Below are 12,322 nucleotides of genomic sequence, written 5' to 3' on the forward strand. Positions count from 1 at the left end.
GAGTCGCAACTACATTTGCTTTATCTACATAACGATTTTGGTCTGTTGGTTTATAACCTTCTATTGCTGTTGGCAATGTCTTACCTGGTGTTCCACTTTCAAATTTGTATGTTACACCGTATTTATTAGCTTCAAATTCCCATTTTCCTATAAACTCTACATCTGCTTTATTTACTGCTTTACTTTCTGCATCGTAGCTCTTGAATACCCATTTACCATCGTTTTCTGCATCTACGTACTCTGTTTTTGTCGGTTGAGTCGCACCTACATTCGCTTTATCTGCATAACGATTTTGGTCTGTTGGTTTATAGCCTTCTATCGCTTCTGGCAATGCTTTACCTTGTGTTCCACTTTCGAATCTGTATGTTACACCGTATTTGTTAGCTTCGAATTCCCATTTTCCTATAAACTCTACATCTGCCTTATTTACTGCTTTATTTTCAGCATCGTAGCTCTTGAATACCCATTTTCCATCGTTTTCTGTATCTACGTACTCTGTTTTTGTCGGTTGAGTTGCACCTACATTATCTTTGTCTACATAACGATTTGAGTCTGTTGGTTTGTAGCCTTCTATCGCTTCTGGCAATACTTTACCTTGTGTTCCGCTTTTGAATTTGTAGGTTACTCCATATTTATTCGCTGTAAACTCCCATGTTCCTACAAACTCTACATCTGCTTTATTTACTGCTTTAGTATCTGCATCATATTTTTTAAATACCCATTTCCCATCATTTTCTTCATCTACGTATTCTGTTTTTGTTGGTTGTGTTGGTGTTACATTAGCTTCATTTTCGTAAGTAGCTGTATCTTTTGGCTTGTAGTTTTCGATTACTGCTGGTAATGTTTTTCCTTCAGTTCCGCTTTGGAATTTATAAGATACATTATAAAATGTAACATAACCTAGTTCTAAAACGTTAGCTTCTACTTTGCCAATAGGTAAATCTGTAGCTGAATCCATGCTTAACCAACCACTACCGATTCTACCTGCATTTGGATGAGCATTTCCTTCAACTGTTCCTGTTACTTTTAAAACTGTTGTACCATTTGTGTCTGCTAACTCTTTGGCTTTTTCTTGATTAATACGAACAACCATCTGATTGATTTCTTCATCACTCTTATTAGAGAATAAAGCTTTAAGTTCTGTTGATGTAAGAGAGCGAAGTGTCATACTGCGCACAATTGTTTCAGCAATAGACTTACCTTCATCCGGTTTTACTACACTCTCAGCTATACGCTCATTACGTTCGTTTTCCGGACGATCACTATCCTTATCATTTAACGATCTAAGAATCATTCTAAATGTTATATTATGGTTACCTTTAGTTTCAACACCAAACATAACACTAGGATCTGTATTACTAACTAATGAATTAAAGCTATCTTTTGAATTTCCTAAATCTGTTCCATTTTTTGAATATACATGTAGAAGTTCTTTCGTTCCATCTTCCTTATGACCAATTGCATATAAGGGTCTCCATGAGTAACCATTAAACTCTGCATATAATTTTTCCGGAATAACTAAATCTTTGTCTAATTTTACATTTAAATCTACATATGTGTAAGTTTTTTCCACTTCATCTATTTCAAATTTATTACCTTTGTATGAATTAGATAAAACTGGACCAACATACCCAACCCAAGGATTTTTATAAACAAGCATTGCTGTAGTTTTATCCATTTCAAATTCGGATTTTAAAACTACTTCATTGACTTTTGTAGTATCGTTATTAGAAGGTTGATACTCATCAATTATTCTACGAGTGTTAGTTTTATCGTCATTCGTTTCTTTTTTTAACTTAGTATTTGGTAAAACATCCTCTGATTCTACATTAGTGTCAATTTTGACTTTGTTATCATTGATTTCAAACTTCCTCATTCCATTGATAATAGCAAATCCCATAGAAAATTTACTGGTAGGGAAAGGCTTATCCTGGTCATTCAAACTGGCATATACACCGTATAGTTTGGAATCAGCTTTCAATCCATCTGGAAAGGCAGTGGCTAAAGTGTCTTCTGGAGAGAACAATCTTGCTCCTTCTGCAATTTTTCCATCTATAGGTGGCTTATCAGACCAGCCAAGAAAAGTTTTTGCGATACCACGGAAAAGACCGGGATTAGGCAATGGATTCCCTAATTTATCTGTAGCATTCTTATATGTATTTTCAGTATCTTTTTTTTCGTTTGATTCCCTTGTCCATTGACCAATAAGGCTCACTTTACCATCATAATTTGCTGGTACTGTTGCTCTATCAAGCCCTCTAGGTTTCTCATTATTGTTGCTTGCTTCAGTATTTTCTGTTGATGCAGCTCTATCACTTCCTAATGTTGTTCCCGCTGCACCATTTTCATTTCTTACTTCCGCTGTACGAGGTACTCCTTGAAGAGAGTTCCCATTACTCTCAGTTGATACATCTGCATTACCCCCTGTTAAAGTTGAAGGACTTGTAGTTTCTGCGACTGGAGTAGTTATATTACTAGCTATCTCTTCTTTGTCACTTGCTAAAGCCACTCCTCCAGCAACAAAAAATGTAGAACCAACTAGCACAGATACTACACCTACTTTAAATTTTTTAATACTGAATGTATTATATTTTTCATACGGTGTATTTTTTTTAAAACTCATAATCATTCTCCTTTTAAAATCATCTTTCATATAAAATTATATACTATTTAATGTGACTAGTCAACGCACTATATAAAATAATTAGGCTTTTTTAGTTTATACAAAAAGAGACTATGTAGATGAAACGCCTCTAATAATACGATTAATTTACAGGGATTTACAGAATCAACATCACATATCATTATAAATATTCCGATACAAAAAATAAAAAATCCACTAAATTATTTTTTATAGAACTTATCTTCCGTTGCAATCTTAACAATTATTTGAACTCTAAATAAAAATAAGGATAACTTTCAAAATCAAAGTTTCAAACAACTCAATTTTAAAAGTTATCCTCTTGCAATACATTAGCAAAAGTTCCTATTAACTACTTATTTATTAAACTCTATAAGTTCGAATTTATTACCATCGTATTCAAGGATGCTAACTGAAGTATTTATAATAACTCCACGTCCTACCTCTTTAATACCTTTTTGAGTTAAAAAAGAACGAATTAATCCACCGTGACATACTGCTAATATTGTCTTATCTGGGTGTTCTTCATACTTTTCTTTAAAGAATGCCTCCACTCTATCAGCTGCATCAGAATCTAGTTCCATTCCTCTCGTTTCACCTGCCTTCATTCCTGCTCCATACTCGGCAAAAGAAACTCCTTCATACTCCCCGTATGACTTCTCTATTAATCTTTTATCTTTAATTACTTCTAATTTTTTATTATCTTCACTGTTTGAATTATCTAGCATATATCTAGCTGTATCGTATGCTCTACCTAAAACACTACTGTAAGCTATATCAATATCATAATCTTCAATTTTCTTGCCCGCTGCAATTCCTTGACGAATTCCCTCTTCATTTAGAGGAATATCGGTATGCCCTTGAACCATTTTATTTTTATTATAATCTGTTTCTCCATGTCGTGCTAAAATTATACGCATATATTCTTCTCCTTTATTAAAAATAAGGGGGCAACTTATAGAAATTGATTTTTACTAGTTCACAATCTCTAAGTCTCCCCTTGTTTTATCTATATATTAAATTTCTCTAATATGAACTCTTGTCCATCATAGTTTAAGATATTTAATCCAGTATTATCCACCAATGTAGTCGTATTTGGATATGCTCTTACTGCAGTTAAAAATATACGGATTAATGCACCATGACAAACAACTAAAATTGTTTCGTCTTTATGTTTTAAATATTGTTCACTGAAAAATGAATTAACTCTCTCATAAACGTCTTCATCTTTCTCTATCGACTCTAATCCTTGTTCAGATTCAAGTGCAAAAAAATACTCATCAAATGTACTACCTTCAAAATCTCCAAAGAATTTTTCGATTAAACGCTCATCGGTAGTTATTTCTTTAGAAATATTTTGACTATTATTAGAGTTATCAAGCATAAGTCTCGCAGTCTCTACTGCTCTTTTTAATGGGCTACTAAAAGCATAATCGATATTGTGATCACTTAGCTTTTCTCCCGCAGAAGTCGCTTGATTTCTACCAGTTTCATTTAATTCAATGTCACTATGACCCTGAATTAGTCTATTTTTATTATAATCTGTCTCACCATGTCTTACTAATAATATTTTCATGATTTTTACCTATTCAAAAATGAAATCCTCATCTTCAATTGATTCAATATTCATACTAACTACATATCCATCACCTTTAACACTAAAGAAGTCATGGTTCTTAGTATTTGTATTCATCGCATTTTCAATAATTGGATTAATTTCTTTATCTTCGAAGTATCCAGGATATCCTAAGTTAGCTAATGCACGGTTAGCATTATATTCTACATAGTCTTTTACTTCTTCATATAAACCAATTTCATCATATATATCTTTAGTATATTTTAACTCATTTTCGTATAAATCTAATAGTAGTTTATACATTTCTTTTTCAGCACGTTCTTGCTCTTCTTGAGTAAGAGTTTTGAATAGTTCTTGAGCATCAAATCCTGTAAAACTTCCGTGAATAGTTTCATCTAATAAAATTTTACGAATAACCTCTCCAGAAGTCGTTACCTTTCCTTGCCCAGCTAAATATAATGGATAGAAAAATCCACTATAAAAAATGTAACTTTCTAAGAATACTGACGCAACACGAGCCATATATAAATCATATTTAGGAACTTCTGGCTTGAACAGTTTCATGTAGTAGTCTTCAATTAATTTCGCTTTATATTGAAGTTCTGGATTACTAGGAACCCACTCATCTAATAAGTAGTCTGTTTCTTGTGAAGGAATTAATGATGTAAAAATAGTAGAATAACTTTTCGCGTGAATTTGCTCCATCATTCCCATAAAGCTATAAACAGCTTGTTTTCTCATATCTTCAGTATGTAAAGATACAAGTGGCATACCTTTATCACCTTGTTGAGTATCAAGTCCCGTTAGACCAGCTAATATTTTTTTATAAGCTTCACGTTCTTTATCGTTTAAATCTTCATTCCAACTTTTAATATCTTTTGACACTTTAAACTCAGTATCAACCCAAAATTGTGCAATATTTTGACGCCAATACATGAAAGTTAAGTCATCTTGTTTATTCCAGTTTACTGCTTTCATAATTAGTAATTTTTCCTCTCTTTTCTATATAGAACAAGAAGTACATTCTTCTACAGAAAGTAGTTTGTTTCTTGTGTAATATAATGATTTCAATCCTTTGTGATGTGCGTAAATATAATATCTTGCAAGTTCTCTTGTTGTAATATCAGAATTTACGAATAAAATCACAGAAATACCTTGGTCTACGTGTTCTTGAATTACTGACATTAAATCAATAAGTTTCATTTGATCTATAGTAAACGCTGATTTATAGTACCATTGAGTTTTTGGACTTAAGTATGGCATCGGATAGAATGTTTCAGCATTTCCATAACTTCTACGTTCAATTTTATCAACAATTGGTAATACACTTGATGTCGAGTTTTGAACATATGAGATACTTTGAGTCGGTGCAATAGCCATTCTATAAGCGTGATATAGACCATTTTCTTTTACCCTATTTTTTAGGCTCTTCCAGTCTTCTTTTGTAGGAACATAGATTCCTTCAAATAAATCTTTTACTTTATCAGTTACTGGTAGGTAGTCATTTTCAATATATTTAGTAAAATAACTTCCATTGTAATAATCCGATTTTTCAAAATCTTTAAATGTTTCTTTACGTTTTTTAGCAATTTGCATTGAACGTTCTAATGTATAATAGTTCATCATCATGAAGAAGACATTAGCAAAATCTTTTGCTTCTTCACTCTCATATGCAATCAGATTCTTCGCTAAATATCCATTAAGATTCATAGCTCCTAAACCTACAGAGTGAAACTCATCATTGGCTTTTACTACACCAGGCGCATTTTTAATCTTAGTAGAATTACTTACAAATGTTAATGAATCCATTCCTGAATAAATAGATTCTTTAATTTTTTTACTTTCCATTACATTTACGATATTTAATGAAGCTAAGTTACAAGAAATATCACGTTTAATAATATCCCCTTCACCGTAATCTTTAATTACTGAAGTTTCTTGTAATTGGAAAATCTCAGTACATAGATTACTCATCTTAACTTGTCCAATTTCACGAAGTGCGTGATTTTTGTTCGCATTATCTTTGAACATTAAGTATGGGTATCCTGATTGTAATTGAGTTTGAGCTATTAAGTTAAGCATATCACGAGCATCGAATTTACGTTTCATAATATTTTCATTCGCTACAAATTCATCATAGTACTTAGCAATATCGATGTCGTCTAACACTAAACCATATTCTTCATAGATTGAATGAGGTCCAAACATATAGAAGTCTTTGTTTTCACGAGCTAAATCGAAGAATAGTGATGGTACGATAATTCCTGTAGAAATCGTTGGAAGACGTAATTCTTCATCGGCATTAACCTTCTTAGTATCTAGGAATTCTAATACATCATAGTGGAAGATATTTAAGTATACAGCTCCTGCTCCTGGACGTTGTCCAAGTTGATCGGCATATGCAAAACCTTGTTCTAAAGATTTAGCAACAGGAATAATACCCTTAGCTACTCCTTTAATACCTTTAATACTTTCACCACGTGCACGTAGTTTTGATAAGTTAATCGCAACTCCTCCACCAATTTTTGAAAGTTGCTTAGCTGTTGAATCAATATAGTTAATAGAATTTAGTGAATCTCCTACTTCTAATAAGAAACATGATACTAACTCACCACGACGACTTCTTCCTGAATTTAGAAATGTTGGTGTAGCAGGTTGTAATCTTTGCTCAAGCATTGAAATCATAAGTTCTTTAGCTAAAGCAACATCGCCATCACCTAAGTACATAGCTACGATAAATACATGTTGATTAAAGTTTTCTAAATATTGTTTTTTATCATTAGTTTTTAATGCATAGTCCTTATAGAACTTACTAGCCGCCATATAACTCTTAAATTCAAACTTGAAATTTGCAGCTAATTCTAAACATTCTAAAATTTCATCTTCAATGTATTTATCAAAAATATTATAGTAGAAATTCTCCTCTACTAAATATCTAAGTCTCTTCATTTCAGAACTAAATTTTTTTGTACGAAAGTCTACTTCACGAAGAAATTCCTCAATAGCTTCCACGTCTTTTTCTAATTTGAAAAATCCATTATCGCCTCTTTTTGTTACTTCATTATTTAGTTCAATATGGTTAAATTTCTCCATTCTTTACACTCTCCAAATATATTTTTTTAAATTCACTTATATCTTTTTTATTGCCATGTAATTCGATTTTCATTAGTAGCGGAATGCTATACTTACTGCTAATAATTTCAGCAGCATTGGCAAATCTTTCACCCCAATTTTTATTCCCACTACCAACAACACCTTTTAAATGTTTATAGTTCTCTTTTAAAAACTTAGAGACTGCAACTGGTACTTCTCCAAAACCAAATGTCGGTGTTATTAAGATATAATCGAAATTAACATCGTAATCAATATCCTGTAAATAAATTACATCTTCTTCGGGAATTTCACACATGTCTACAAATCTTTTACAATTTCCAGTCAATGAATAAACAATAATCTTCATTATTTCCTCACACTCCCATAAAAATATTTCCAAGGATTATTTCCCGGAAATTTAAATGTTATATTTATTATACACCCTATTTTATGATTTTTCAATGATTATTTTTTGCAAAAAATTGCCAAAAAAAATTTTTCAAAATTTCTATACTTATTTAATATTCTTGATGTTTATTAATCAATATTTAGAAATATTAATAGTAAAAATATTATAGAAAAAAAAATACTTAAGAATTTTTTACTTGAAATTTTATAGAAAAGAACTTCAAACAAATAATTTTGTTTAAAGTTCTTTTCTATTACTAGTTTAATTTACTCTAGTTGATTTTCTTCTAGCAAATTCTGAAAAATGAAACTTGTCTACTCTATGACGACTTTCTGTATAATGTAAAAAATCAGTTCCTTCTGTATACACATCACTTCTTAATACTGCAATATGTTTATGACCATTCAAATCGATATATATCGAATCTTCTTCATTAATTGGTTCAATTTTAAAATCTTTATTTCCATATGAAATCTTTATTCCTAAATCATTCTCCAAATATTCATATAAAGATTCTTCTACACGATCAGTCGGTAACTCTCCAATTGCGCTCTTTCTTATATAATCTTTGTCTAAAATTATCGCTTCGCCATCGACAAATCTCTGACGAACTAAATAAATTAATTTCTCATCTTGTTTTACAAGTCCTAACCTAACTAGAAAATCCGGAGCATATACTTCTTCATTTACTAATACCTTAGTAGTTGTTTCAACATCTTGAAATTGTCTACGTTCTTTAAAACTTAAAAGACCTGTTACCGGTAATCTATATCTATGAACATCAAGAACAATAGACCCCTTACCTTGAATTTTATGGATATATCCATTTTCCAATAATAATAACAATGCCTTTCTTATAGTTTCCCTAGAAACATCATATTCTCTTGCAAGCTCATTTTCACTCGGCAAGAGTGAGTTAGACCTATATTGCCTATTTTCTATTTTTTCTCTTAACTCTAAATAGATCTTAAAAAACTTATTCATGATTTCCCCCAAAATAAATAACTATATACATATATTTTAACATAATTCACATAAATATTAAATATTTTTTACTCAAAAACTTTTATAATTCATTATTTTTTGTTAATTTCTGTAAATATGTAAACCAAATATAAAGGAAAAACTTTAACTACAACTCTCTTCATGTGATATAATATTAAACGGAGGTACTTTTATGAACAAATATTTGAGACAAATACTAATCATTATTCAAAATTTTTCACTATTTATTAGTTCAATACTCGGTATAATATTTTACAATTGTTTTAATCTAAATTTTTATAAGAATTTCTATCTAAGAGAAAATTTAGCCCCTAGTATTAATACTACAGATGATGAATTAATAGAAAATACAAATAATTTATTAGAATATCTTACTAACAAAGTCGAACTAAATACAACTTGGTTTTCTGAAAAAGATATCCTTCATATGAAAGATGTTAAAACATTATATAATGTAAGTTTCAATCTTATGATACTCTTTATTATTATATTTATTCTCTCTACTATTCTAATAGCATTAGTATATAAGAATTACACTATATTTTATATCACAAAAATATTTAATAAAACATTATTAGCTTTTATTCTTTTAATCATAGTATTAGCTGGTATAATTTCATACAATTTCAATTCATTTTGGATAAAATTCCATCAATTACTATTTTCTAATGATCTATGGTTATTAAGTCCTGATGAATCTAACCTTATAAAAATGGTTCCTGAAAACTTCTTTATAAGTCTAATTACAACGATAATTTTACATATACTGATTTTATTTGTATCTCTTTTTGTATTAAATAACATATTCAAGAAGAAATTTAAAATAATTTCCACTTAAGAAGTGCGTTTAAAATTTTATTTATAAAGATTATGTGATATAATAAATTTTAGTTTAAAATAAATAAAAATATGAAAGGATAAATTATGGCTCAGAATGATAAAAATGTTGTTACTGAAGATAAAGTAACATTTAGATTGTGCGATGATTGCCTTGGTGTTAATCTAAAAACTTTAATTCCTAAATTAAAAAAGAAAGCACCTAATGCTGAATTCATCATAGGATGTCAATCTTACTGCGGACCGGGAAGAACTCAAACCTTTACACTTGTTAATAGTAGAATTTGTATTGCTGATACTGAAGTCGAACTAATGCCTTTAGTTGATGAAAAACTTAGAGATCGCATGAGTGCAGAAGATGAAGAAAAATACAGAAAACGTCTTGAGCGTCGTCTTGAGCGTACTTTTTACTTTATTATTCCTGAAAATACTACTATTAAAGTAGGAGAAGAGGTAGATTTAGGTAAAGAAGGTATAATTGCTCGTAAAGCTGGGCAATCTTATCTTGATGATCTTATTATCGAAGGTGAAGTAGATAATACCAAGCCAGGTACTTATGAACTAGTGTATAAAGTAACAATAGATGATAAGGAACACAAGAGAAAAAGACTTATCACTGTAATTGATGAAAACGGATAATCGACATTCATAAAATTAAAAAAATTAAACCTATAGGAAAATACAAAGCTGTATAGTCTTATAGGTTTTTCTTTACTTTATTTTTAAAAATTAATACTGTTTTTATGAAAATAGCGTTTACTTTTTTTATAAATATGGTATAATATAAGTAAAGAAATAGAAATCGGAGGTTCTGATCATGGAAAACAAATATTCTAAAATTTTAGTCGCAGTGGACGGTTCTAAACAAGCTGAGTGGGCATTCACTAATGCTGTAGCTATAGCATTAAGAAATGAAGATGCGGAATTATACATCGCTTCTGTTATCGATGCGACAATCGCAACTTCTGGTCTATCAGATCCATATATTTTTAACTCATTCTATAAACGTACTAAAGAATTAGTTGATAGTTATGTGGATTCTGCTAAAGAAGCTGGCCTAACTAAAGTATTCGGTATCGTTGAACAAGGTATTCCTAAAATTGTTCTTAGTGAAGACATCGTTGATGAAAAAGGTATTGACCTTGTAGTTTGTGGATCTTCAGGATTAACAGGATTCAAACGTATGCTTATGGGATCAGTTTCTGAAGGTATCGTTAGATATGCTAAATCTGACGTAATAGTAATCAAACAAAGTTCTATCCCTCAAGATTTTGAAGCAAAAATTGCTAAAAAATTCCAAGAAGAACAAGAAAAATAAAATTAAGTATCTCTAATATATTTAGATTAATATTTATTAATTTAAATTCATTTAAAATTTTTCCTTTTTTTAAAAGAAGTGACTCATGTTTATCATGAATCGCTTCTTTCTTTTAATTACGCCAAAAATTTACAAATATAAAATGGGAGTGACTCAAAAATCGTGATTTCGTAGAAATCGATTTTGTCGAGTAACTCCCGCACAGTTTATTAGATATCTAAAAAGCTTTTATAAAGTGAATTTAGATATCAATAAACCACTGCGTCTATGAGTTTTCATATACACTTTGTTAAAATTTAGGACTTTTGGGTCAGCTCCCTTATTTTTAATATATCTTTTTCACTATTAAACTATCATAATTCAATGCAGCAAGTTGAACAGAATTCGGTCCAAAATACTTAGTATAATCATGAAGTTGTTGTTTGTCATCATAAACATAAACTCTATCACCTATTTGTTCTTCTTCGCCTATTTCAACAACTAAGTGACTCATCATAGTTGAGTAAATATTTCTATCTTTTCCATTAATTATACAAGTTTTTCCTTTTAATCTGTCTCGTAGTATTCCATCACCATAGCCAATATTTACAATTCCTACTCTTTTATCAACATCAGCTATATAAGAATTTGAATACCCTATACACTCACCTTTATTTAATTTTACTATACTAATTATTTTACCATAAACCGTAATTGGATTCTTAATAACTAAATTTTTTAGAGCAACTGGATTTTCCTTCACATCATAAGGCATAGCTCCATAAAGAATAATCCCTAATCTCTGGTGTGTTGTTTTCTCAAACACACCATCACGTAAAAATGAAGCACTATTTTGTAGATGAACTACTTCGAAATTGTAATTTTTCAATGCTTTATCAAGAACATTTAACACCAATTCTTTTTCTTTTTCATAGAAACCATCAAACTCATCCGCAAATGAAAAATGAGACCAAAATCCTTTTAATTTCAAATTATTTTCTTTGCAGAAAGCTATAATTTCTAATACTTCTTCTAGATTTTTTGCTCCAGCGCGTCTCATACTACCAGCGAATTCCAACTGTAACGTTAAATCTCTCAGTCTTTCTAGGTTTTCTTTTAAATAGTCAAGACTCGCTATATTTATCTCGATATTATACTCTCTTGCTAATGCAAAGTCGTAAGTTGGATTTAGAAGAAAGATATTAGCATCCTTTCCTAATATTTCCCTAATTACCTTGCACTCTTCTTCTTTTGTTGTAGCAAAATAATTAATTCCTACTTCTGAGTATAATTTTACACATTCTCTTAAACCTAAATTATACGCATTATTTTTAACTACGGCTATTATGTCTTGTGCTCGTTCTTTTAAATTAATAGCATTTTGTCGTATATTATTATAATTTAACTCAATTGTTGCCATAAAAGATCCTTTCTTAGATAAAAGGAAGTGACTCAAAAATCGTG

General features: G+C 30.2%; 11 protein-coding genes and 1 pseudogene. 4 read left to right on the forward strand and 8 right to left on the reverse strand.

All coding sequences use genetic code 11. From position 1 onward, the window contains the following. From RWQ74_RS00865 to treR, 7 genes are all read right to left on the reverse strand, one after another. Positions 1-2,623 (reverse strand): SHIRT domain-containing protein (locus tag RWQ74_RS00865; protein ID WP_314395922.1); only part of this gene is annotated, 2,623 nt, incomplete at its 3' end. A gap of 374 nt (positions 2,624-2,997) precedes the next feature. Beyond that, on the reverse strand, positions 2,998-3,561 hold the full coding sequence (locus RWQ74_RS00870) for a histidine phosphatase family protein (RefSeq protein WP_314395923.1): 564 nt from the start codon (positions 3,559-3,561) through the stop codon (positions 2,998-3,000). 89 nt (positions 3,562-3,650) lie between these two features. After that, entirely contained in the window at positions 3,651-4,217 is a 567-nt protein-coding gene (locus RWQ74_RS00875; RefSeq protein WP_314395925.1) for a histidine phosphatase family protein, read from the reverse strand. A gap of 9 nt (positions 4,218-4,226) precedes the next feature. Next, positions 4,227-5,195 carry a class 1b ribonucleoside-diphosphate reductase subunit beta gene (gene nrdF / locus RWQ74_RS00880; protein ID WP_314395927.1) on the reverse strand — a complete coding sequence of 323 codons (969 nt, stop codon included), beginning with the start codon at positions 5,193-5,195 and terminating at the stop codon, positions 4,227-4,229. A 24-nt stretch (positions 5,196-5,219) separates the two neighbouring features. After that, positions 5,220-7,310, reverse strand: a complete 2,091-nt coding sequence (gene nrdE / locus RWQ74_RS00885; protein ID WP_314395929.1) for a class 1b ribonucleoside-diphosphate reductase subunit alpha — start codon at positions 7,308-7,310, stop codon at positions 5,220-5,222. Continuing rightward, on the reverse strand, positions 7,297-7,677 hold the full coding sequence (nrdI, locus tag RWQ74_RS00890; protein WP_314395931.1) for a class Ib ribonucleoside-diphosphate reductase assembly flavoprotein NrdI: 381 nt from the start codon (positions 7,675-7,677) through the stop codon (positions 7,297-7,299). The genes nrdE and nrdI overlap by 14 nt, the downstream gene beginning before the upstream one ends. A gap of 303 nt (positions 7,678-7,980) precedes the next feature. Then, positions 7,981-8,703, reverse strand: a complete 723-nt coding sequence (gene treR, locus RWQ74_RS00895; protein ID WP_314395933.1) for a trehalose operon repressor — start codon at positions 8,701-8,703, stop codon at positions 7,981-7,983. A 193-nt stretch (positions 8,704-8,896) separates the two neighbouring features. Between treR and RWQ74_RS00900 the strand changes: the two genes are divergently transcribed. From RWQ74_RS00900 to RWQ74_RS00910, 4 genes and pseudogenes are all read left to right on the forward strand, one after another. Beyond that, the gene (locus tag RWQ74_RS00900) at positions 8,897-9,562 is read left to right on the forward strand and encodes a TIGR01906 family membrane protein (RefSeq protein ID WP_314395935.1); all 666 of its coding nucleotides are present in this window, start codon (positions 8,897-8,899) and stop codon (positions 9,560-9,562) included. Between the two features lie 86 nt (positions 9,563-9,648). Next, positions 9,649-9,963 (forward strand): annotated as a pseudogene (locus tag RWQ74_RS08685) (DUF5011 domain-containing protein); the annotation flags it as partial. A 33-nt stretch (positions 9,964-9,996) separates the two neighbouring features. Beyond that, complete coding sequence (locus RWQ74_RS08690; RefSeq protein ID WP_399540719.1) at positions 9,997-10,200, forward strand: immunoglobulin-like domain-containing protein; 204 nt, start codon at positions 9,997-9,999, stop codon at positions 10,198-10,200. A 178-nt stretch (positions 10,201-10,378) separates the two neighbouring features. Then, positions 10,379-10,879, forward strand: a complete 501-nt coding sequence (locus RWQ74_RS00910; RefSeq protein WP_314161105.1) for a universal stress protein — start codon at positions 10,379-10,381, stop codon at positions 10,877-10,879. Between the two features lie 325 nt (positions 10,880-11,204). On the opposite strand, the gene alr is transcribed toward RWQ74_RS00910, so the two are convergent. Then, positions 11,205-12,278, reverse strand: a complete 1,074-nt coding sequence (gene alr, locus RWQ74_RS00915; RefSeq protein ID WP_314395939.1) for an alanine racemase — start codon at positions 12,276-12,278, stop codon at positions 11,205-11,207. Positions 12,279-12,322 lie beyond the last annotated feature (44 nt).

It is taken from the genome of uncultured Gemella sp., assembly GCF_963525165.1.
Taxonomy (GTDB): domain Bacteria; phylum Bacillota; class Bacilli; order Staphylococcales; family Gemellaceae; genus Gemella.

Bases quoted from the DNA above. Each gene is read 5' to 3' on its own strand.
- RWQ74_RS00870 (WP_314395923.1), bottom strand. From the start codon at position 3,561: ATGCGTATAATTTTAGCACGACATGGAGAAACAGATTATAATAAAAAT.
- RWQ74_RS00875 (WP_314395925.1), bottom strand. From the start codon at position 4,217: ATGAAAATATTATTAGTAAGACATGGTGAGACAGATTATAATAAAAAT.
- nrdF (WP_314395927.1), bottom strand. From the start codon at position 5,195: ATGAAAGCAGTAAACTGGAATAAACAAGATGACTTAACTTTCATGTAT.
- nrdE (WP_314395929.1), bottom strand. From the start codon at position 7,310: ATGGAGAAATTTAACCATATTGAACTAAATAATGAAGTAACAAAAAGA.
- nrdI (WP_314395931.1), bottom strand. From the start codon at position 7,677: ATGAAGATTATTGTTTATTCATTGACTGGAAATTGTAAAAGATTTGTA.
- treR (WP_314395933.1), bottom strand. From the start codon at position 8,703: ATGAATAAGTTTTTTAAGATCTATTTAGAGTTAAGAGAAAAAATAGAA.
- RWQ74_RS00900 (WP_314395935.1), top strand. From the start codon at position 8,897: ATGAACAAATATTTGAGACAAATACTAATCATTATTCAAAATTTTTCA.
- RWQ74_RS00910 (WP_314161105.1), top strand. From the start codon at position 10,379: ATGGAAAACAAATATTCTAAAATTTTAGTCGCAGTGGACGGTTCTAAA.
- alr (WP_314395939.1), bottom strand. From the start codon at position 12,278: ATGGCAACAATTGAGTTAAATTATAATAATATACGACAAAATGCTATT.